Here is a 22,081-nt window from a genome sequence, read left to right as displayed (position 1 = left end):
TTCTCCCCCCCCCCCCCCTCCCCCCTCCCCCCCCCCCCCCCCCCCCACCCCCCCCCCCCCCTTCCCCCCCCCCCCCCCCCCCCCCACCGCTGTTGCTGTCCGTGCTCCCTCCACCGCCGCTCCCACAGGCCGTGGCGAACAGGGCAACAGCGGCCGCGATGCCGCAGAACACGCGAGGGCGCATGACAACTCTCCTGGTCAATGGTCGTGCTCGGGCCCGTCCTACGAACCCGGACCAGGTAGTCGGCCACCACCCCCGCCCGGTTCCCGCGACTTTCCACCGCTGTACGGCCGGCGTTCCCGCTCGGGCCGTCACTCTCCCGGTTCGGCGCCGGACAGCCCGCCGAGCTGCGCACCGTCCTGTCGGCGGGCCGCAGCCAGCGGCCCGCCGCCCGGACCGGCTCACCTGGTTACCGGCTACTGGCCGGCCTCCTTCGCCTTGCGGCTCCGGTAGGTGCGCATGGCGACCTGGGCTCCGCAGCGGTTCGGGCTGCAGTAGGCGGCGGAGGAGTTGCGCGTACGGTCGTAGAACCCGAGGTGGCACGGTGGGTTCCGGCAGGCCTTGAGGCGCATCCAGGAGCCGCGGAGGGCGACGTCGGACGCTGCCGCGAGCATCCCGGCGAGCGCACCCGGCACCCCGCTCCGGACGGGCGTGAGCCGGACGCCGGAGGCGGTGATCACAGGCGCCAGGGGGTACAGCTCCGCACCCCGGCGCAGGTACTCCTCGGCTCCGGCCCGGCCCTGCTCGTCCTGCTCGCCCGCGTGCGCGAGCAGCACCAGGACCAGAGCGTCCCTCAGTTCGCGGGCGGCGGCGGCATCGGCGTCCGTGACCAGCGCGGCGGAGTCGATCAGACCCTCCTGCCGCAGCCACCGGGAGAAGGCGGCACCGTCGCGGAGCTCCTCCCGACTGCCGTCGATCGCACGGGTGTTGACGAAGGTGAGGACGGTCTCAGCCGCCGCCGAAGGGGTGAGCATCGACCCGCTCGCATCCATGGCCATGAGGTCCACACTACCCGATGCGGGAGAGGCGTCACCTCTGACGGTCATAGACACCAGCGCAAACCTGGGCTTGTAAGTTATTAGCTAACTGCCTATGGTCATAACCATGACGAACAGCGGAAACACCACGGACACGCCCCGCACCTGGTTCATCACCGGCTCCTCCCAGGGCCTCGGCCGCGCACTCGCGCTGGCCGCACTCGACCGCGGCGAGCACGTCGCGGCCACCGCCCGCCGCAAGGAATCGGTCGCCGACCTCGTCGACCGCTACCCCGGCCGGGCCATCGCGCTCGAACTCGACGTCCGCGACGAGGGCGCGGCCCACCGCGCCGTCGAGCAGACCCTCGCCGCCTTCGGTCGCATCGACGTGGTCGCCAACATCGCCGGCTACGGACTCTTCGGGGCTGTCGAGGAGGCGACGGACGCGCAGGCCAGGGCCGTCTTCGACACCAACCTCTTCGGCCCGCTGAACGTGCTCCGCGCGGCGCTGCCCGTGCTGCGCGGGCAGCGTTCGGGCCATGTCATCCAGGGATCCTCGCTCTACGGGCAGTCCGCACACCCCGGCGTCGGCCTGCTCTCGGCGAGCAAGTACGCGCTCGAAGGGCTCTCCGACGCCCTGGCCGCCGAGCTCGCCCCACTGGACATCAAGCTCACCCTGATCGAGCCGGGCTACCTGGGGACCGGCTTCCTCTCCCACCTCGTCTTCGCCGAACCCACCGCCGACTACGACCCGACCGTACGCGCCGTCCAGAGCTCGCTCGGCGGGCTTCCCCCCGAGGCCTTCATCGATCCCGCCCGAGTCGCCGCGGCCGTCCTGACCGCCGTCGACGCCGCACGGCCGCCGCTGCGCCTGGCCCTGGGACGCGCGGCGGAGGACGGCCTCCGGGAGGCGCTGACCGCCCGTCTCCAGGAGCTGGACGACTGGGTCGCCGTCACACGCGGCGTGGACAGCGCTCCCCAGCCGGCCTGACCCGCCGGGAGGCCCGTTCACCAGCCGGCGACCGCAGCCGCGCCGGCCGATGGTACGAAAGATGGCCGTGCCCTCGCGGAGGGCGCGCGAGGGCACGGCCGGCCAGGCAGATGACGCCCGGGCCACCGTGACGGCTACGGGCCCGCTCCGCCCGCCCCGGTGCCGTCCGGGACGGGCACACCGGCTCGGTGGCCCACGACCCGAGGACCAAGGAGCACCCGACCGCGCGTCGCGCCCGCAGCATGCCAACCCCACTCGAACAAGCCAAGAACCACCACAACGAAGATCAACCCAGCTCAACCAGCCCCAACCGAAACGCGGGGGCTAGGGTGGCCGCATGGCCTCCCACTCCAGCTTCCCCGCAGAGCCGTTGGACGATCTCGGGCTGCCGGTGGCGCTCGGGGCCGGGCCGGTGCGGCGGGTGGTGTCGCTGGTCCCCTCGCTGACCGAGGCCGTCGCCGTCTCCGCGCCCGGGCTGCTGGTCGGCGCCACCGACTATTGCAGCCACCCCGCCGGTCTGGCGGTGGAGCGGATCGGCGGCACCAAGAACCCCGACGTCCGCCGGGTCGCCGCGCTCGCCCCGGACCTGGTCCTCGCCAACGACGAGGAGAACCGCCGACCGGACCTCGACGCGCTGCGGGCCGCCGGGCTGGCCGTCTGGGTCACCGACATCCGCACCCTGGAGCAGGCGTTCGCCTCGCTGGACCGTCTCCTGACGGTCGGCTGCGGCCTGCCCCGCCCCGCGTGGCTCGACGCCGCCGAGGCCGCCTGGTCCCCGCAGGCCGGCTCGTCCCCGCTGGCCGCCCGGACGTCCCGAGCCTTCCGGGCCGGTGTCCATCCGCTGTCGAGCCCGCTACGCGCCGTCGTGCCGATCTGGCGCCGCCCCTGGATGGTGCTCGGCCGCGACACCTTCGCCGGCGACCTCCTCGGCCGCCTCGGCGTCCACCTGCTCCACGCCGGCCACCCGGAACGGTACCCCGCCGTTCCGCTGCCCGAACTCCTCGCCGATGAACCCGAATTGGTGGTCCTCCCGGACGAGCCGTACCGCTTCACGGCGGACGACGGCCCCGAGGCGTTCCCCGGCATCCCGGCGGCGCTGGTCAGCGGGCGCCATCTGACCTGGTACGGACCGTCGTTGGCGGAGGCGCCGGCGCTGCTCGCGGCGCAGCTGGCGAGGGCGTCGCTGCGGGGGGACGAGCGGCGGTGAGCTTCGTACCGGATCCGTGCCCGCCCCGACGGTCGGAGCGATGATCCGATCATCGTAGGATGTCGCCCTCTCACCGGGTCGGCCGGTGACACAGGGGGGCGGAACATATGAAGGTGCGTGCTTCACGGCAGGCGCTGGTACTGGTGTCGGCGGCGGCCGTGTCCACGGCGCTGCTGACGGGCTGCGGCAGCAAGAAGGCGGACGACACGGCCGGGGGAACGCCGGCCCCGGCGGCGGCCACCGCCACGGACGCCTCGCCGTCCACGACGCCGACGGCCACCGCGTCGCCCAGTGCGACGGCCGGCGCCACCGCCAGTGCGAGCGCCTCACCGAGCCCGACGGCGAGCAAGACAGCCAAGCCGAGCCCGACCGCGTCGGCGAGCACCGCCAAGCCCACCACCGCCAAGCCCGCCGACCCCGCCCCGAAGGCCGCGCCGGCCCCCGCTCCGGCGCCGGTGGCGGCGGCGCCCGCGCCCGCGCCCGCGCCGACGGCCAAGCCCGGGCCGGTCGCACCCCCGCCGCCGCCCGCCCCCGCCACCCCGCACGTCCCGCCGCTGCAGAGCGGCTGCACACCGAGCAAGCCGCAGCCCGACGAGCCCAAGGAGGCCGTCGCCGCAGCGCTCACCTCGGCCGCCGGCCAGCCCCGCACGCTGAACCTCAGCAACGGCGGCACCGACAAGCTCCCGGCCCTTCCGGTCGGCCTGGTCAAGGCGATCGCCTGGCAGGAGAGCGGCTGGCAGTCCGGCATCCTCGCCTGCGACGGCGGCATCGGCACCATGCAGATCATGCCCGCCACCGTGAGCTGGATGAACAGCAAGTTCGGGACCACCTCCGACCCGAAGACGCTGGCCGGAAACGTCCAGCTCGGCACCCAGCTGCTCGACTGGCTGGTCGCCTACTACGGCGACTCCTCGTTCGGCGGGAAGTACGACCTCTCCCCCGACCCCGCCACCGGCAAGACGCCGCTGCTCGACCTGGTCATCTCCGCGTACAACGCGGGCGCAGGCAACGTGCACTACAACACCGTCACCGACCCGGCCACCGGCGCGACCACCGGCAGCCTGGCCATCCCCAACCCGAGCTACGTCGCCAACGTCAAGGCGCTGATGGCCAGCGCGCCATGGAACAAGGCGGGCTGAGCGACGCGGGCACACGCATGACGAAGGGCCCGGCGGAGGGGCTGCACGCCGCCTCCACCGGACCCTTCGTTGTCGCTGAACCGGTCAGCGCCGCGCTGTGTCAGGCGCGCGCGGCGGTGACGGCGGCGCCCAGCGCCTCCTTGATCCGCGGGCCGAGGCGGGCGAAGCCCAGCTCCTTCATGGCCGCCCGCAGCAGCTCCTCCTCGCTGCGCTCCACACCGTCGGCGTCCACCCACCGCACCACGGCGAGCAGCTCGTCCGCGGAGTAGGCGGTGACGGGACGGCCCGGCGTGAAGTCGGGCTTCTCGGGCTGCCCGGCGGTGGCGGACTCGGGGGCGGCGACGGGCTCGGGGGCCACGGCCTCGGTCTCGGGCTCGGGCTCGGGCTCGGGCTCAGTCTCGGGCTCGGTCTCGACGACCGCCTCGGCGACCGGCTCCGGCGCGACCTCCTCAGCCGTCTCCTCGACCGTCTCCTCGGCTACCGCGGGCTCGGCAACGACGGCCTCGGGCTCCTCGACCACCGCGTCGGCCTCGACGTCAGCAGCCGTCTCCGGCTCGGTGACCTCGGCCGGGGCGGCGACCTCGACGGCCTCCACGTCGGCGGCCGGCTCCACAACCTCGGGCGCGGTCTCCTCGACAACGGGCTCGACCTCGACCTCGGCGGTCACCGGCTCGGCCTCGGCAACGGGCTCGGCCTCGACCTCGGCGGCCGGCTCCACCTCGACGACCTCGGCCGGGGCGTCAGCCTCGGGCACCTCAACCTCGGCCTCGATCTCGGGCTCGATCTCGGCAACCGGCTCCACGACCTCGGGCTCGGCCTCGGGCTCGGCGACCTCGACCTCGGCCTCCTCGGCCACGGCCGGCTCGACGTCAGCCACGGCCTCGGGCTCGATCTCGACCTCGGCCACCTCGATGTCGGCCTCGGCCTTGACCGAGGTGACGCCGACCAGGTCGTCGGCAGCGGGGGACGGCGCCGGGAGGGTGACAACGACGGGCTGGACCTCGACGGGCTCCACGGCCGTAGGCTGCTCGGCCTCGACCTCAGGCTCGACGTCGGCCTCGGCTTCCGCGTCGGCGTCGGCGTCGGCCTCGACCTCCACGTCGGCGTCAGTCGCGTCCTCGGCGTCGGTCGCGTCCTCGACGTCGGTCACGGCCTCGGCGACAACCTCCGGCTCAGCAGCCTCGGCCTCGACGTCAGTCGCAACCTCAGGCTCGACCTCGACCTCGGGCTCGACCTCGGCCACCGGCGCCGCCTCCGGCTCGGTGGTCTCCTCCCGCCCCGTAAGGCCGTCCCGCTGCCCGCCGGCCAGGGCCTGGCGGGCGCTGAAGGCGGCCTCGGCGGCGCGGCGGTCGGCGCGGGCGGCGGTGAGTTCGGCGAGCAGTTCGCCGAGGCCGGCCTCCTCCAGGGAGGTGCGCAGGGAGCGGATGGTGGGGAGGCGGTAGAGGGTGCCTTCGTCGGCGGCGAGGCGCTCGACCAGGTCGACGAGCTCACCGAACGGCAGCGCGTCGAGGTCGTGCTCGGGCAGCAGGCGGCCGAGGTCGCGCAGGCCGGTGCCGATCGCGTCGACGGCGGCGGCGGTGCCCTCGACCAGGGCGCCGTCGGCGGGCGGGACGGGCAGGGCGCCGGTCGGGGCGAGGACGGCCCAGGCCCGGCGCTCGATCTCGGCGGAGGTGAGCGCCTCGTGCAGCTCCTCGGGGCGGACCTTGCGGCCGCCGGCGGCGAGCGCGGCGGCCTGCTTGCGCAGTGCCCGCACCTTGAGGAAGGAGAGCTTGATGCCGCGCTCGCGGCGCCAGGCGCGGTCCGCGGTGGCGGCGACGAGCGCGTCGAGGTCGGCGTCGTACGCGGCACCGGTCAGGGTGGCGGACGTCTGGTGGACGCGCTGGAGCGTCTCGGCGAACAGGGCGGCGACGGCGACGGTGCCGGGCTCGTCGAGCTTGGCGTCGGCGGCGAGGGTGGTGACGGCCTCCCAGGTCTGCTGCAGGTCGCGGCCGCGCAGTTCGGCGAGGACGGTGGAGGCGGCGCGGGCGTCCTCGGGGGTGGCGACGGTGTCGACGGCCGCGTACCAGGCGTGGGTCTCGGCGGTGAGGGTGAAGGCGCCGAGTTCGGCGTAGCGGCCGAGTTCGTCGCGGAGGTCGGTGTCCGCCGCCTGGCTGCGGGTCTGCTCCAGGTCCTTGGCGTCCTTGGCGTCGTTGGCGTCGGCGTCGGCCGCGGTGGCGGCGTCGGCGGCCTTGGCATCGGCGGCGTCGGCCGCGTCGGCGTTGCGCGAGTGAAGCACTGTCATGTGAGGTCCGGTTCTGGGCGACTGCGGCGGGGCGGGCGGCGAGGGGGACGGCGGGCCGGGTGCGCACGGTTGCCCCGGCGGATGGGGCTGGGGCGCGCGGTCGGCCTGCCGGTTGTGGAGGCCAAGAATACGGGTGCCCGTTCGAGCCTTGCACGCACCCACCGCCCTCCGGGCCGGTGTGGCGTGCCACACCGCCCGCCTGGCCGCTACTCGGGAGGGCCGGGCGGGTGGTGCGGCTCGGGGCCGGGCGGGTGGCCGGGCCGCCGGCGCAGCCCGTTCATCGGCACGGTGCGGGTGCGCCGGCCGAGCGGTGGCCGGTAACCGGATCGGGTGAGGGTGGCGAGGTTGACCGGTGCGAGGTACTCGTGGAGCGCGGTACGGCGCCACCAGGCTCCGGTTTCGCGCAGTTCGCGCCAATCGGTGAACCGGTAGAGGTGGAGGGTCGCCCGGACGTGGGTCGGCGGGGCGTCGGGGAAAGGGTTGTGGCGCAGCAGCCGCAGGGTGTCCGGGTCGTTGGCGAGCAGCCGGGCGACGAAGGGCAGGAACCAGGGCCGGGCGTAGGCGGGTGAGATGCCTGCGAACCACATCAGCCAGTCCAGGCGCAGGTGGTACGGAGCGTACTGGCGCGGGAGGCGGCGCACGTCGCCGGGCTTTCCCTTGAAGCCGTACTCGCGCCAGACGGTGTGCGGGGTGACGGCCGGCTCGTCGGTGCCTTCGACGACGACCTCCTGGCGGATGCGGTTGACGCTGCCGAAGGCGCCGTAGGTGTTGACGAGGTGGAGGCGGTTGAAGGAGCGGTTCATGACCTGCCGACGCGAGACGAGGTTCCGTACCGGCCAGTAGCTGAGGACGGCGACGGCGGCGGTCAGCGCGATCACGATGCCCTCGAACCAGCCGGGCGTGCCGCCGTAGGCGCGGGGGTGGACGGGCAGGCCGAGCCGGGCGGGGTCGACGGCCGCGAGGGCGAGCGTGATGGTGAGCCAGTTGAGCCAGGCGAAGTTGCCGGAGGCGACCAGCCAGAGCTGGGTGGCCACGATCACGCAGGCCGCGTAGGTGGCGGCCGGCTGCGGGAGGAGGAGGCCGACCGGGACAAGGAGTTGGGTGACGTGGTTGGCTGCCGCCTCGACCCGGTGCAACGGAGCGGGCAGGTGGTGGAAGAACCAGCTGAGCGGGCCGGGCATGGGCTGGGTCTCGTGGTGGTAGCGCAGGCAGGTCAGGTCGCGCCAGCAGCTGTCGCCGCGCAGTTTGATCAGTCCGGCGCCGAACTCGACCCGGAAGACCAGCCAGCGCATCAGCCAGAGCACCAGGACGGGCGGGGCGGCGTCCTCGTTGCCGAGGAAGGCGGCCAGGAAGCCGGCCTCCAGCAGCAGGGACTCCCAGCCGAAGGAGTACCAGGTCTGCCCCACGTTGACGATCGAGAGGTAGAGCACCCAGAGCAGCGCCCAGAGGAGCATCGACGCCCAGAGCGGGACGGCGTCGCCGAGCCCGGCGACCAGGGCGGCGGAGAGTGCGGCGCCGGTCCACGCGACGGCGGCGAAGAAGCGGTCGCTGTAGTGGAGGTGGAAGAGGCCGGGCGCCTGGCGGAACGGTACCCGGGCGGTGAAGCGGGGGACGGGCAGCATCCCGTCGGCGCCGATCAGGGCCCGGAACTGGGCGGCGGCGGCGAGGAAGCCGGTGAGGTAGACGGCGGCCAGCAGCCGTTGCACGAGCAGCCTGCTCAGCCAGTACTCGGGGGCGGCGAACCAGTCCATGAGAACTCCCTCCGAGAGGACCGCCGGCTTCGGCCGGTAGACGAAACGCACTCCCGGCCCGGGAACCGTGCTTGTAGCACCGAGCCCTGCGTCTGTGCAGCGGGCAGGGCTTGTCCGGGGGCGGCCATCAGGCCGACTCGAAGCCCCACGGCTTTGGCCGTTGGGGAGGAGTCACGCGGCCCATGCCTACCATCGAAGGCCGCACGGCGGGACACGGCCGCAGCACGAGGGCGACCGGTTCACCCGCACGGGCCAGGCGCCGTTCCATCCGGCCTGGGACCATTGCCCGGCCGGGGCCGCGGTCCTGCCGCTTGCCCCGGCCCAGGTCCTCATCCTTTCCGTACCGGCAGCGCCGGCCGGCGGCCCCGCACAAGAAGGCACCGTGGCGGGGAGCCTCTCATCGGGGGTGAGAGGCGCCCCGCCACGGTGGCGGTGGGCCGGACGGGGGCCGGGTGCGGGCTCAGCCCGGCAGGACGAGGCCGGTGTTCCCGGCACCGAGGCCCGGGCGGCCGGTGGTGGCACCGTTCTGCTGGAGCCGGTCGACCAGGAGTGCGGCCAGGGTGCCCAGCTCCTCCTCGGTGCGGGACTGCGCGGTGACGTCCATGCCGACGGTGAGGACACCGTTGACCTGGCCGGTGCGCGCGGCCCGCAGCGGGGTGCAGGTGAAGCTGAAGATCTGCTGGATCCGCTGGGCGTCCGGCCGGGTGGAGTTGATCCGGACGTCGTTGAGGACGGTGGCCCGCCCGGCGTGGTACGCCTCGGCGACCGCCTGCTGGAGGCCGGCCGCGCCGAGCTGCGGGTAGGCGTGGCCGACCGAGCCGTACGCCGCCGGGGCGCCGAAGATGTCGGCGTGCTGGGCGTTGGCGTAGCGGATCTCCTGGCCGGGGCCGTCGGTGAGCATGATCGGGAAGGGCGAGCCGTCGAAGGCCGCGAACATCTCCTGCTGCTGGGCGAGCAGGTTGTCGCGCAGCCGGATCTCGGAGAGCAGCGCCTCGGCGAGGTGCTGGATGTCGCGCAGCCGCTCGCGGCCCCACTGGCGGGGTTCGCGGTCGAGGACGCAGACGGTGCCGATGACGGTGTTGGTGTCGTCGACCAGCGGTGCGCCGAGGTAGGCGCGCACACCGAGTTCGTCGACGACCGGGTTCCCGGCGAAGCGGGGGTAGGCGAGGATGTCGTCGAGGGCGAGCGGCGAGCGCTGGGCGACGACGTGCGGGCAGAAGCCGTGACTCAGCGGCATCTGACGGGTCGGAAGGTCGAAGGCGATGCCGCGATCGGCCCAGGAGGCGCCCCCTTCGGCCGAGATCTCGGTCGAGTTTGGCGGAATATAGAGCCCCCGGAACATCTGCCGCTCGTCGTTGATGAAGTTGACCATCGCGATGGGGGCGCGGGTGATGCTGGCGGCCAGGTGAGCGAAGCGGTCGAAGGCCTCGTCCGCGGTCGGTTCGTTGAGACCCAGGCTGCGCAGCCTGCGGGTCCGCTCGGACTCACCGCCGGCACCCGGGAACTGGCCTGGAGTGCTCATCACATCAGTCATGGCGCACATGTAATCAGACATCCGGCACGATCCGCGCTCCCGGCCCACCGGATCCCCGGTTGCTGATGGACAGTCAAAGATGCACGTGGGCAGCGTTTCGACTGGTCGTCAAAGCGGGAGAAGATCACTTCCCCGCTACGCGGCCTCTCAATCCTCGACCGTCCTTGGGCGATCCGATTCACGCCAATCAAAGATCGACTCTGGAGACACCCGGATCCCCATACAACAATGAGCCCTGCCGAAAACACGGACGGTGTCCCCCACGGCACGGTCCGCACTTCCGCACGCACCGGCTGCACTGGGGCAGCCGACCGCCACCCCAACTCCCCACCCTCGGGCGGCCGGCGCGGATCGGCTGTATGGACGGAGGCACGACCACCCCCCGAACCCGAGAGGACCCAGCATGGCGATGGACTACTTCACCGACGAGCGACACGAGAGCCTTCGCGCGGAGGTACGTGAGTTCGCGGAGAAGGAGGTGCGCCCGCAGGTCGCCCGGATGGAGGCCGACCGCCAGGTCGAGTTCGAGCTTTCCCGGGAGATCGCCCGCCGCGGCTGGATCGGCGTCACCATCCCGCAGAAGTTCGGCGGGATGGGGCTCGGCCACCTCGCCAAGACGGTCATCGTCGAGGAACTCGCCCGGGTCAGCGGCGCGATGGGCGCCATGGCGCAGGCCTCGCAGCTCGGCGTCGCCAAGGTCATCCACTTCGGCTCCGACGCCCAGCGCCGGAAGTGGCTGCCGCTGTTCGCCTCCGGCGAGTCCCTGCCGACCATCGGCGTCACCGAGCCCGAGTCCGGCGGCCACGTGCTCGGCATGAGCGGCACCGCGCACCGCGAGGGCGACGAGTACGTGCTCAACGGCCGCAAGTGGTTCGTCGGCAACTCGCACATCGGCGACGTGCACGGCGTGGTGTTCCGCACCGGCAAGGGCAGCAAGGGCCTCTCTGCGTTCCTGGTCGAGAGCGACCGCCCCGGCTTCCGCACCGGGGACCCCGGCTCGCAGAGCGGCCTGCACGGCTTCAGCTTCGGCGAGATCATCTTCGAGGAGTGCCGGATCCCGGTCGCCAACCGGCTGGGCCGGGAGGGCCAGGGCCTGGACGTCGCCTACTCCTCCTCCACCCTGTACGGCCGGCTGAACCTCGCCGCCGTCGCCCTCGGCATCCACGTGGCGATCGTCGAGGACACCGTGCGGTTCACCGAGGGGCGGATGCTGTACGGCAAGCCGCTCTCCCAACTGCCCAACATCGCGCTCAAGCTGGGCGAGATGCAGTCCCGCCTGATGACCGCCAAGCTCGCCGCCTACCACGCCTCCCACCTGCTCGACCACGGCAAGGCCTGCGACGCCGAGCTGATGAACGCCAAGCTCATCAACACCGAGTACGCGCTGGACTCCGCGCGCAACGCGATGGAGATCCACGCCGCCCGGGGCCTGCAGGCCGAGTTCCGGATCGAGCGCTACCTGCGCGACGCCACCCACGTCTACCCGCCGGCCGGCACCTCGGACGTCCAGCGGCTGCGGCTCGGCCAGGTCGCCGCCGGAACGTACGGCAAGCAGTGGTCGGCGGAGCTGTCCGACCTGGCCGGCTGGGCCTGGACCGAACTGGGCGAGCGCGAGTCCGCCGCGGAGGCCGAGGCCGAGGCCGGGCAGTCCATCGAGGCGGCGCTGCTGCACCTGCCGATGGCGGTCTAGGCAGTCTGAAGCGGACGGGGGCGGACCCGGGGTCGCCCGGGGTCGCCCGGAGTCGCTGTCTGGGCGAACGCCTCCTCGGCCGCTAGACTTGACCTGTTCCTGACGACTTTTCGGAGGCCGGTCCTCGGTCTCCGGAAAGCCGTCGGCCCTTCCGGGCATGGCGCCCGACCAGCGAGGATCCGCCTCCGGCAACCGCGCCGGGCAGCGGACGACCAGGTCATCTGTCGTTTACACATCGTCAGTTGATGTTGCAGCGAAAGCACCTGGGGCTGGTAGCGTGCCCTCCAGTCGGCGGCCGTGCTGCACCCGTCCGGACAGTGACACACCGTCACTTCGTCCGGCATCCCCTCCGGGCACCGCCGGCCGTGGCACCCCCGCTGCCCGGTCGGAGCACACACCGGCGATCCCGCCGTTCGGCCCAGCAACAAGGAATCAGATGCCAGGCATATCGGCCCCCCGCACGGGCCACCGCGCCGGCCGGTCCGGCTCTCTCCGCGGCTCGCTCCTCGCCCTCGTGCTGGTCCCCTGTCTCGGCCTCGCCGCCGCCTGGGGCTACGCCGCCTACCTGCTGCGCGACGCCGGACACCACACAACCGTGTTGGCCGTCAGCGCCGTCGTCGCCGTCGTCCTGCTCTGGAGCCTGATCCGCGGCGTCCGGCTCGCCGGGACGCTCGCCGCCCGGCTCTCCGGGCTGCGCGGCGACACCCTCGCGCTCGCCCAACAGGAGATCCCCGAGGTCGTCGGCCGCCTCCAGGCCGGCGAGTCCGTGCCCGCGCCGCCCGCCTGGGCACCTCCCCGGCGCGTCGGCGACGAGGTCCAGCAGACCGCCGACGGCCTCGCCGCCGTCCGGCAGGCCGCCATCGCCGCCATCGTCCACCAGGCGCAGGGCCGCGAGGGGACGAAGAAGGTCTTCCTCAACATCGCCCGCCGCACCCAGATCCTGATCCACCGACAGATCAGCATGCTGGACGCGCTGGAGCGCGAGCACGAGGACCCCGAGCTGCTGCGCGAGCTGTTCGCCGTCGACCACCTGGCCACCCGGATGCGGCGAAACGCCGAGAACCTGGTCATCCTCGGCGGTGCGCTGCCCGCCCGGCGCTGGCGCAACGCCGTGCCCGTGGTCAACGTGCTGCGCAGCGCCGTCTCCGAGACGGAGAACTACGCCCGGGTCGTCGTCCAGGGCGTGCCGCGCACCTCGCTCAGCGGGCAGGCGGTCGCCGACGTCATCCACCTGGTCGCCGAGCTGATCGAGAACGGCACCACCTTCTCCCCGCCCTACACCCAGGTGCAGGTCTCCGCGCAGGAGGTCCCCAAGGGTCTCGCCGTCGAGGTCGAGGACCGCGGCCTCGGCATGAGCGGGGACGAGTACGAGCGGCTCAACGACTACCTCGCCAACCCGCCCGAGCTGGACGTCTCCGCGCTCGGCGACGACCTGCGGCTCGGCCTCTTCGTGGTGGCCCGGCTGGCCGCCCGGCACGACATCCAGGTCACCCTGCGCCCCTCCCCGTACGGCGGGACGCGGGCCGTGGTGCTGGTGCCGTCGCCGCTGCTGGAGCAGGCGGAGCAGGCCGCCGGGGTGCCCGGCCTGCCGGCCGGCGCCCGGGTCACCCGGACGCCGGTGCCGGAGCAGACCGTCGACGGCGGGCTGGGCGAGATCGACGAGGAGCTGTCGGGCGCGCTCGCCGGGGTGCTGAGCGGGCTGCTGGGCGGCGGGCCCTCGGCTGCGGGACCCAGTGCGGGCGCGGGGAGCACGAGCGCCGGGCTCCAGGGGCCCCAGGGGGACCACGTGGACCCCGTCGGGCCCGTCGGCTCCGGGAACCCCGGGAACCTCGGGACCTCGGGGGGCCGGAACGACAGCGGTGTGATCATCGGCGAACTGCTCGCCCAGTACGGCGACGGCGCCACGTGGGGCGAGGGCGAACCCTCCAACGGCGGCATGCCGGTGGGCGCACAGATCCCCGGGCTGCCCGGCGCCGTGGTCGTCCCCCGGCCCACGGTGCCCCGGCCGTACGACGGCCCGGCGGGCGAGCCGCCGGCCACAGGTGCCGCGACGGGTGCTCCCGCGGGCGGTGGCTTCGGCGACGAGCTGCGGGCCGGCCCGGCGGGAAGCCTCCCGGCCGACTCCGCCGCGCCCATCCACGAACGCGCCCAGGAGGCCCCCTTGGAGCACAACCCGGACGGCGAGCTGCGCACCCCGCGCGTCCTGCCGCAGCGGGTACGCAACGCCAGCCTCGCCGAGCAGCTGCGCGAGGCCCACGCCCCCGGCGCCGTGCTCCAGCCGCCGGCCGCCCTCCCGGGCAGGCCGACGCGTGGTTCGGCGAGTATGCCGGTGGGGGGCCACGGAGGTGCACCGGTGGGTGGTCCGACCGGTGGTCCGGCCGGTGCGCCGGGCCTCCCCGTGGCCGGTCCGGCGGGCTACCCCGCCCCGGGCGCCACCGACGACACCACACCGCAGCGCTCCCGCGCCACCATGGCCGCCATCCAGCGCGGCACCCGAACCGCCCGCGCGGCGGCCCCCGACTCGGACGCACCGGCCGGACCTCCCACACCGGCCGCACCTTCCGCAGCTAAGGAACAGCAGTGATGACGCAGCACACCGACACCCAGCGCGACCTCAACTGGCTGCTGGACCAGCTGGTGGCGCGGGTCCCGGAGACCCGGCACGCCATCGTCCTCTCCGAGGACGGCCTGCTGGTCGGCCTCTCCCAGGGCCTGGACCGCGCCGACGCCGAGCACCTCTCCGCCGTCGCTTCCGGCTTGCAGAGCCTCGCCCGCGGCGCCGGCCACCGCTTCAACGGCGGCCGGGTCCGGCAGACGGTGATCGAGATGGACCAGCTGTTCCTGTTCGTCACCACCGCGGGCCAAGGCGCCCGGCTCGCCGTGCTGACCAGCGAAATGGTCGACGCCGGCCTGATGGCGTACGAGATCAACATGCTGGTCAAGCAGGTCGGCCAGTACCTCACCGCGGCGCCGCGCAGCGACGCCGGCCAGGCCGGCGTGGGCGGCGGTGCGTGACCGCCGACGCCGAGGAGGCCTGGTTCTTCGACAAGGACGCCGGGCATCTCGTCCGCCCCTACGCCATCACCAACGGGCGCACCGGCCCGGTCCGTGACGGCTTCGCGCTGATCACCCTGGTGGTCACCGCCGACCCGCGCACCGACACCACCCGGCTCGCCCCCGAACCGGCCGCGATCATCGACCTGTGCCGCGAACGCCCGCTGGCCGTGGCCGAGATCGCGGCCGGCCTCGACCTGCCGGTGAGCGTGGTGAAGGTGCTGCTGGACGACCTTGCCGAGGCCCGGCTGATCCTCACCCGCGCGCCCGTCCAGCTCGCCGAGGCGCCGGACATCTCGCTGATCCAGGCCGTGATCGAGGGCGTCCGCCGGCTCTGACCGGCGGAGGCCTCCGCTCGCGTCAACGCTTCCAGTTCCCCTTCAGGAGACCCGAATTGACGACCCAGAGCCTGGTGCCGGGCGCGGTCAAGATCCTCGTCGCCGGCGGCTTCGGCGTCGGCAAGACCACCATGGTCGGCTCGGTCAGCGAAATCGAACCGCTGCAGACCGAGGAGCGGATGACCCGCGCCAGCATCGGGGTCGACAGCCTCGACGGCGTCCAGGACAAGTCCACCACCACCGTCGCGATGGACTTCGGCCGGATCACCATCCACGACGAGCTGGTGCTCTACCTCTTCGGCACGCCCGGCCAGTTCCGCTTCTGGTTCATGTGGGACGACCTGGCGCTGGGTGCGCTCGGCGCGATCGTGCTGGCCGACACCCGACGGCTGGAGTCCAGCTTCGCCGCCGTGGACTTCTTCGAGCAGCGCGGCATCCCGTTCGCGATCGGCGTCAACTGCTTTCACGGCCGGCGCGACAGCAGCCCCGAGGACGTCCGGCTCGCCCTCGACCTGGACCCCGGCGTGCCGGTCGTGCTCTGCGACGTCCGCGAGCGTGCCTCCAGCAAGGAGCTGCTGCTCGCCCTGCTGGACCGCGTCCACCGGGACGCCCTCGCCTCGCGGCGGTGAAGCCGGTACGGGCGGTGAAGCCGGTACGGGCGGTGCGGGCGGTCCCGGCCGGGGTCAGGCGGTGGCCGGGGCGGCCGGGGTGAGCTCCAGCTCGTCCAGCGCGTGCACCAGCGGGGCCAGCTCCGGGATCTCGGTGGCCTTCGCCAGCGTCGCCTCCAGGGTGGCGTCGTGCACCGGGCGCGCGGCCTGGAGCAACTCGCGGCCCTGCGGGGTCAGCTCGGTGTAGATGCCGCGCCGGTCGTCCGCGCACAGGTAGCGGCTGAGCAGGCCGCGATCCTCCAGCCTGGTCACCAGGCGGGTGGTCGCGCTGCTGCTCAGCGCCGCGGCGCGGGCCAGCTGCTGCATCCGCATGTGCCAGCCGTCCTGCCGGGAGAGCGCGTCCAGCACGGTGAACTCGACCACCGAGAGCTGGTGCTCGGCCTGCAACGCCTTCTCCAGCGCCGCGTCGATGAGCCCGTGCAGCGCGGCGAGCGTGCGCCACCCGCCGGCGCGGATCTCGGCGGCATCGTCGTGGATACCCATGGCTCGCCCTTCTCTTCCCGGTCCCGTCACTGGTGCCGGCCCCGGTACCGTGTCCGGCCCGGGTCGACGGTGTGACGACCGGTCGAACGTCTCCCGTCCACCCAGTATGCCATTCGGCGCGGTTTACCTGCCTGTGCAAGTACTTTCTCCGCTGGGTGCCGACGCGACCTCCTCCCCCTGCGGCGCCCAGCCGCCCGCGCAGAGCGCCGAGGCCAGCTCCTCGCCGTAACAGGCCGCCGCCAGCCACGCGGCGGTGAACGCCCCGTGGTCGTCCGCCACCACCCGGCCGAACACGTCCCGCGGCTGGTCCCCCGCCGCCGCCCGCAGCCCGCCCAGCAGCGCCGCCCCCGTGGCCAGGCCCGCCGACGCCAGCTGTGCCCCGTCGGCGTCCGGCGTCGTCGAACCGAGCGCGAGCGCCTGCCGGCCGCCGGTCACCGCCTGCTCGACCCGGCGGGTGAGCAGGTGCACGGGGGCGTTGGCGGCGGCCTCGGCGGCGTCGGGGGTCGCTGTTGGTGCGGGGGATTCCGGTGCGGGGGATCCCGGGTCGCGGAGGGGCGCGGGGAGGGTGAGATCGGCGGTCTGCAGCCGCTCCAGGCCCAGGTTGACCCGTCCCGCCCGGTCGGCGGGCAGCGACAGCGACGGGACGCCCGCCAGGTCGTGCGGCCCCGGCCCAGACCCAGGCCCCTGCCCAGAGTCCGGCCCCGGCCCGCTCGGGGCCGGACCGACGGCGAGCAGGCGCAGCTCCGGGCGGGCGGCCCGTTCCAGCCGGCCGATCACCCGCAGCCTCAGCCCCGGCGCGGTGGCGAGCAGCGCCAGGTTGCCCCGGTAGGCCAGGCCCGGGTGATCGTGCGGCGCGCGGAGCGCGACCACCAGGCCGTCGCAGCCGGCGAGCAGCTGCGGCACGCCGGTCGGCCCGTACGGGGCGGCGCCGAGCAGCGTGACGTCCAGGAACAGCAGGTCGCTCCCGGCCGGCCGGCTCTCGTACGGCAACGCCGCCGCCGAGAGGGCGCGCTCCACCTGCGCGGCCGGCGGCTCGGCCCAGAGCCCGGCGACCGGCTCCGCCGTCCATGCCGCGCCCGCCGCGCGGACCGCCTTCACCGAGGCCCCCGCACCGAGCCGCCCGCCGACGGACCGCGTCGCCCCCTGGACGGCCAGTCCGGCGCGGCTGAACTCGCGGTGGCTGAGCAGCGCGTCGCCCAGCCGGACGGCGCGGTTCCCGGCGCCGACGGCCTGCGGGGCCGCGGTCGTCGCATCGGCGTGCGGCATGATCTCCGCGACGGTGCTCAGCCGCCCGGTGGCGTCCACCGCCCAGGTGAGCACGCCCGCGTGGGTGGCCGTGAGCACCGGCTCGGCGAACAGCCCGTACAGCCGCAGCCCGCCCGCCGCCCCGTACGCCTGCCGGGCGGTGCCGCGCAGCTCGGCGATTCCGGCGGCGCCGCCGGTGCCGGCGTGGCCGCTCCCCAGGGCCGCGGTCAGTTCGAGCAGCTCGCGCACGGCTGCGACCAGGTCGGCGAGCCGGTGGTCCGGCTCGCCCGAGCGTGCCGCGCGGACCCGCGTCACCACGGCGACCGCCGCCGCGGCCGGCCGGTGGAGCCCGGCGAGCCGAGCCCGGTGCCCGGCCCGGAGCAGCTCCGCCTGCAGGACGGCCCCCGCGCCGCCCACCCCGGCCGCGAGGACGGCGGAGGCGGCCCGCTGGAGGTGGCGGACGGCCGCCTGCTCGGCCGGGGTCAGCGGCGTGTCCGGCCCGGGTCCGGGGGCGGCGGCCCCCGGGCCGTCCGCCGCTGCGGTGTCGGCAGCCGGGGTTACGGCTGCCGTGGTGTCGACTGCCGGGGTGTCGGCTGTCGTGGCGTCGGCTGTCGTGGTGTCCGCCGCGGCCTCGGGCTCCTGACCGTCGTCGGCGAGAGGGCAGAGTGAGACCGCTGCCGCCCGGTGCACGCAGGCGGGCGCCAACAGGCAGCCGCACCGCACGCCGGACTGGTCGACGACCACCCCGCCGGGCGCGTGCAGGACCAGCTCCGTCTCCTCGTCCACCGCGATCCGCCAGTCGTCACCGGACCGCTGCGCCGGGCACGCGGCCAGCTTGGCGGCCGCGCCGTCCAAGCGCTTCTGCAGCCGCGCCGACAGCCCGGCCACCACCTCGGCAACCACCTCGGGCCGCACCGCCGGCCACTGCGCGCCGGCTTCCATCGGTACCGTCATCGGACCTTCTCCCCCACCCAACGGGCCAGTTCGAGCGGGCTGAGCGCCGCCACCGGCATCCCGGCCGCGACCAACTGGCCCGCGACCGCCTTCGAGTACCGCGCCTTCCCGGTGTCGTCCAGCGCGGCGCAGCCGAGCAGATGGCAGCCGGAGTCGACCAGCGCCCGGGTCTGTGCCAGCAACCCGCCGATCGGACCGCCCTCCTCGAAGTCGCTGACCACCGCGACCAGCGTGCGGGAGGGCACCGTCACCAGCTCGCGCGCGTACTTCAGCCCGGCCGCGATGTGCGTGCCGCCGCCGATCCGGACCTCCAGGAGCAGACCGAGCGGGTCCTGCACCCGCTCGGTCAGGTCGACGACCTCGGTGGAGAACGCGACGAAGTGCGTGCTGAGCGCCGGCACCCCCGCCAGGATCGAGGCGGTCAGCGCCGCCCACACCGTGGACGACTCCATCGACCCGGAGACGTCCACGACCAGGATCAGCCGCCAGTCCGCCGCCTTGCGGGCCCTGGTCCGGAAGACGGGCCGCTCGGGCACGATCACCGTGCCGCCGCCGTCCGCGTCCCCCGGTCGCGCCGGGCGGGCGGTGGCGAGGTTGGCCCGGATCGTCCGGTCCAGGTCCAGCCCGCCACCCGGCCGGCGGCTGGGCCTCGGCACACTGATCCCGGTCAGCGCCGGGCGCAGCCTCGTCGCCAACTCCCGCGTCAGCTCGTCCACCAGCCGTCGCACCAGCGGCCGCAGGCCGGCGATCCGCGCCTCGGGGAGCCCGCCGGCGTGCTCCAGCACGGTGCGGAGCAGCTCGACGGAGGGACGCACAGCGTCGGGGTCGATCGCCTCCAGGGCATCCGTACGGCCCTGCGCCGCGGCCGCGGCCAGCACCTCCTCCCGGATGCCCGGCCCGAACAGCGCGGCCAACTCCTCGCCCCACTCCCGCACCCCCGGATACGGCGCCTCCCGACCGCCCCGGTTGCCGCCCGCACCGCCCCGCCCGTCCAGGCCGGACCCGGAGCCCTCCCCTCGCCCGGTGCCGTACAGCTCGTCGAGCGCGGTGGCCAGCCGGGCGGAGCGTCCGCCGAAGCCACCGCCGCCCGGCCGCCCGAGCAGCAGCCGCCACCGCTCGGCGGGGGCGAGGGCGTGGGTGGTGGGGGCGGTCGGGACGATGGTGGAGGTGGCGGGGGTGGGTGCGGCGGGGGTGGGTGCGGCGGGGGTGGGTGCGGCCGCCGGCGCCGGGTGGCTCGGCGGGCCGGCGAACGCCTCCGGGAGCAGACCGCGTCGGCCCAGGGCGGCGCGGGCCGCCAGGTCTGCGCGGGCCCAGCCGGCGAGCAGTGCGGGCGCGACTGTGTCGGGCAGCGCGCGCAGCCGGGTGCCGAGCCGCTCCTCGACCAGGGTCAGCAGCCGGTCGCGGGCGGCCGGGCTGAGGGTGTCGAAGCCGCCGCGCAACGCGGGCAGCCGGTCCAGGAACCCGGTGTCGGACAGCGTGGTCACCCGCTCCAGCACCGGCTCCAGCACCTCGGGCGCCGTGTCGAAGAGCCCCTCGGCCGCCGTCAGCAACCCGACCAGCGAGCGCCCGAGAGTGTGCCGGCTGTCGGGGCCGGTGGCACCGTCGACCCACGAGGCCGCCCGCCCGCCGAACGCCGCCGGGCCGTCCTGGCCGAGCAGCACCCGCACCGCGCCCGCCGCGCCGCGGACCAACGGGCTTCCGCCGTCGGCGAGTTCGGCCAACGCACGGCCGAGCCGCAGCCCACCCGACCGGTCGGCCCGACGCGCCAACTCCACCAGTGCACGGGCGTCGGCCGGGTCGTCGGAGCCACCCAGCCCCTCCAGCTGGCGCACCGCCGCGGCGGTCAGCACCTCCCCTGCGGACGCCGGCAGTTCGGCGGCCTCCCCGCGCCCGGACGCGCGGCCGGGCGCGGCGGCACCGGCCTCCGCCTCCCCTTCCCCACCCGACGGATCCGGGGCGAGGCCGGGGATGTGGCCGGCGGTGAGACGGTCGAGGAGAGCGAGGGCGTCGAGGAGTTCGGGGAGGGTGGCGGTCCGGGGCACGACGGTGGTGAGCTGGGTGAGGCGGGTGTCGGCGAGGGCGGGAAGGCCGCAGGCGGCGGCTTCGGCGAGGCCGGTGAGGACTTCGCGGGCGGTCGGGCCGTCGGCCTGCTCCTCGCGGCGCAGGCGTTCCCGCAGGGCGCCTTCCGCGGCCTGGGCCGGGGTGACGCCGCGGGTGCCGGCGACCGTGAGCATCGCCGCGGTGGCCGGGGTCCACTGGACGCGCCAGCGGGTGCCCAGGGTCTCGGTGCCGCCGGCGCCGGTGGAGGCGACCGGTTCGGCGTACGGGACGGCGCAGGCGGCGAGGCGGTGGAGCAGCAGTTCGCGGCGGCGGTCGAGGGGTGAGCGCAGCGGGTCGAGGCGGAGTTCTCGCGGGCCCGCCTCGGCGGTGTCGCCGGGGCCGGGGAGGCCGAGTCCGGCGAGGAGTGACTCCACGGCGGGGGCGAGGCCGCTGCGGGGGGCGTCGGGGGCTGCACGGCCGGTGCGGGTGCCGACCAGGACGCGTTCCAGGGCGCGGGCGACGGCGCGGCCTCGACCGAGTGGCTCGCCCTGGGCGAGGACGGTCTGCACGGCTTCGACGAGTTCGCCGCGACCGGGGGCGGCGAGTCCGCGCAGGCGGGCGAGGTCGCCGGTGAGGCGGACGATCTCGCGGGCGTCGGCCGGGCCGGAGGGGTGGTCCTGGGTGCGCAGGGCCTCGCAGATCCGGACGGCGGTGTGGGTGAGCGCGTCGGCGAGGCGCCCCGGGTCACCGCCGGCGTCCAGGACGGTGTGCTGCCACTCGGGGTCGCGGATGCCGGCCGGGTAGCCGGAGCGGGCGTCGAGCAGGGGGTAGGTGTAGGGGATCAACGAGACGACGGGGCCGCCGTCCGGTACGGGTTGCGGATCGGCCTCCGTGCCGTCCGACGGGTCGAGCAAGGCGGGCGCGTGGAACGCGCCGACCACGGCGGCGACCCGGCGCCCGCCGGCTGCGGCGTCCTGGATGCGCGCCCGCATCCAGGCCTCGCGCCGCAGGTCGTACGGGTCGACACCGGCGCTGTCGGCGGCGTCACGGCGCATGGCCCAGCCGACCAGCAGGGCGGCGCGCCGGACGGCCTCCGGGGTGGAGCCGGGGGCGGCGGTCTCGACCAGGCGGTCCCAGAGGTCCTCGTCGTCGTCGCGCCCGGTGAGCCGCCGGCGCAGCGCGTCCGCGACCCCTGGGCGGGCGCCAGACCAGTCGGCCGGGCTCCCGGCGGGGACGGCGGGGACGGTGCGGCCCTGGCCGCGGTGGGCGAGCGGCAGGTCGCAGGCGACCGCCGCCACGCCGTTGCGCTTGGCCCACCGCAGCGCGGCCAGCTCCGGGGAGAAGTCGGCGAACGGGTAGAAGGCGAGCCCGGACGCGCCGTCACCCGCCCCCTCCGCCGCGCCGCTCCCGGCCCCGCCCGGGGCGGCGGCGAGGGCGACCGGCGCCCGGGTGGACTCGTCGGCCAGCCACCCCAGCCAGGGCTGGAACTCGGCGGGCAGCTCGACCAGCACCACCTCGGGCCGGGCGGCGTCGAGCAGCGCGGGCACGACCGCGCTGAGCGACGGCGCGTGGTGCCGGACCCCGATCAGGTACGGCCCGGGTGTGCCGGTGCCCGAGGCGGCCAGCCGTGCCGCCTCCGCCTCCACCACCCCGCGCGGGTCTGCCGGCGCCCGGCGGGGGTCGTCGAGGTCCGCCCCGAGGGCCTGGACCGCGCTGCTCGTCGTCATC

General features: G+C 75.0%; 15 protein-coding genes. 8 read left to right on the top strand and 7 right to left on the bottom strand.

The genetic code is table 11. The annotated features are described in order from the left end of the window. Nucleotides 1-417: 417 nt before the first annotated feature. Nucleotides 418-999, bottom strand: coding sequence for a CGNR zinc finger domain-containing protein (locus ACZ6NC_RS11810; protein WP_465731500.1), 582 nt, complete (start codon nucleotides 997-999; stop codon nucleotides 418-420). 106 nt (nucleotides 1,000-1,105) lie between these two features. On the opposite strand from ACZ6NC_RS11810, the gene ACZ6NC_RS11805 reads away from it, so the two are divergent. The 3 genes from ACZ6NC_RS11805 to ACZ6NC_RS11795 all read left to right on the top strand — a co-directional run bounded on the left by ACZ6NC_RS11805 (nucleotide 1,106) and on the right by ACZ6NC_RS11795 (nucleotide 4,315). Next, on the top strand, nucleotides 1,106-1,969 hold the full coding sequence (locus ACZ6NC_RS11805; RefSeq protein ID WP_465731498.1) for an SDR family NAD(P)-dependent oxidoreductase: 864 nt from the start codon (nucleotides 1,106-1,108) through the stop codon (nucleotides 1,967-1,969). 337 nt (nucleotides 1,970-2,306) lie between these two features. Next, nucleotides 2,307-3,176 carry a helical backbone metal receptor gene (locus tag ACZ6NC_RS11800; RefSeq protein WP_465731496.1) on the top strand — a complete coding sequence of 290 codons (870 nt, stop codon included), beginning with the start codon at nucleotides 2,307-2,309 and terminating at the stop codon, nucleotides 3,174-3,176. A 113-nt stretch (nucleotides 3,177-3,289) separates the two neighbouring features. Beyond that, nucleotides 3,290-4,315, top strand: coding sequence for a transglycosylase SLT domain-containing protein (locus ACZ6NC_RS11795; RefSeq protein WP_465731494.1), 1,026 nt, complete (start codon nucleotides 3,290-3,292; stop codon nucleotides 4,313-4,315). 100 nt (nucleotides 4,316-4,415) lie between these two features. Here the strand turns inward: ACZ6NC_RS11795 and ACZ6NC_RS11790 are convergent, their stop codons facing one another. From ACZ6NC_RS11790 to ACZ6NC_RS11780, 3 genes are all read right to left on the bottom strand, one after another. Continuing rightward, a complete protein-coding gene (locus ACZ6NC_RS11790; protein WP_465731492.1) occupies nucleotides 4,416-6,596 on the bottom strand; it encodes a hypothetical protein in 2,181 nt (726 codons plus the stop codon). 206 nt (nucleotides 6,597-6,802) lie between these two features. Then, nucleotides 6,803-8,347 (bottom strand): lipase maturation factor family protein, encoded by a 1,545-nt coding sequence (locus ACZ6NC_RS11785; protein WP_465731490.1) that lies wholly within the window; start codon nucleotides 8,345-8,347, stop codon nucleotides 6,803-6,805. A gap of 460 nt (nucleotides 8,348-8,807) precedes the next feature. After that, complete coding sequence (locus ACZ6NC_RS11780; protein ID WP_465731489.1) at nucleotides 8,808-9,881, bottom strand: GAF domain-containing protein; 1,074 nt, start codon at nucleotides 9,879-9,881, stop codon at nucleotides 8,808-8,810. 409 nt (nucleotides 9,882-10,290) lie between these two features. Here ACZ6NC_RS11780 and ACZ6NC_RS11775 point away from each other — a divergent pair, with 409 nt between their 5' ends. The 5 genes from ACZ6NC_RS11775 (at nucleotide 10,291) to ACZ6NC_RS11755 (ending at nucleotide 15,592) form a co-directional block, all read left to right on the top strand. Continuing rightward, nucleotides 10,291-11,571 carry an acyl-CoA dehydrogenase family protein gene (locus ACZ6NC_RS11775; protein ID WP_465731738.1) on the top strand — a complete coding sequence of 427 codons (1,281 nt, stop codon included), beginning with the start codon at nucleotides 10,291-10,293 and terminating at the stop codon, nucleotides 11,569-11,571. Nucleotides 11,572-12,007: 436 nt separating this feature from the next. Next, complete coding sequence (locus ACZ6NC_RS11770) at nucleotides 12,008-14,155, top strand: sensor histidine kinase (RefSeq protein WP_465731488.1); 2,148 nt, start codon at nucleotides 12,008-12,010, stop codon at nucleotides 14,153-14,155. Next, complete coding sequence (locus ACZ6NC_RS11765; RefSeq protein ID WP_465731486.1) at nucleotides 14,155-14,586, top strand: roadblock/LC7 domain-containing protein; 432 nt, start codon at nucleotides 14,155-14,157, stop codon at nucleotides 14,584-14,586. The genes ACZ6NC_RS11770 and ACZ6NC_RS11765 overlap by 1 nt, the downstream gene beginning before the upstream one ends. Continuing rightward, the gene (locus ACZ6NC_RS11760; protein ID WP_465731484.1) at nucleotides 14,583-14,963 is read left to right on the top strand and encodes a DUF742 domain-containing protein; all 381 of its coding nucleotides are present in this window, start codon (nucleotides 14,583-14,585) and stop codon (nucleotides 14,961-14,963) included. The genes ACZ6NC_RS11765 and ACZ6NC_RS11760 overlap by 4 nt, the downstream gene beginning before the upstream one ends. A gap of 56 nt (nucleotides 14,964-15,019) precedes the next feature. Further along, nucleotides 15,020-15,592 (top strand): GTP-binding protein, encoded by a 573-nt coding sequence (locus ACZ6NC_RS11755; RefSeq protein WP_465731482.1) that lies wholly within the window; start codon nucleotides 15,020-15,022, stop codon nucleotides 15,590-15,592. 54 nt (nucleotides 15,593-15,646) lie between these two features. Here the strand turns inward: ACZ6NC_RS11755 and ACZ6NC_RS11750 are convergent, their stop codons facing one another. The 3 genes from ACZ6NC_RS11750 to ACZ6NC_RS11740 form a co-directional block, all read right to left on the bottom strand. Next, on the bottom strand, nucleotides 15,647-16,114 hold the full coding sequence (locus tag ACZ6NC_RS11750; RefSeq protein ID WP_465731480.1) for a MarR family winged helix-turn-helix transcriptional regulator: 468 nt from the start codon (nucleotides 16,112-16,114) through the stop codon (nucleotides 15,647-15,649). 123 nt (nucleotides 16,115-16,237) lie between these two features. Next, a complete protein-coding gene (locus tag ACZ6NC_RS11745; protein WP_465731478.1) occupies nucleotides 16,238-18,313 on the bottom strand; it encodes a hypothetical protein in 2,076 nt (691 codons plus the stop codon). Then, on the bottom strand, nucleotides 18,310-22,080 hold the full coding sequence (locus ACZ6NC_RS11740) for a vWA domain-containing protein (protein ID WP_465731476.1): 3,771 nt from the start codon (nucleotides 22,078-22,080) through the stop codon (nucleotides 18,310-18,312). The genes ACZ6NC_RS11745 and ACZ6NC_RS11740 overlap by 4 nt, the downstream gene beginning before the upstream one ends. Nucleotide 22,081: the final 1 nt, after the last annotated feature.

The sequence above is a fragment of the Kitasatospora sp. NPDC041988 genome (assembly GCF_055588525.1).
This window is presented reverse-complemented; position numbering and strand designations above follow the sequence as displayed.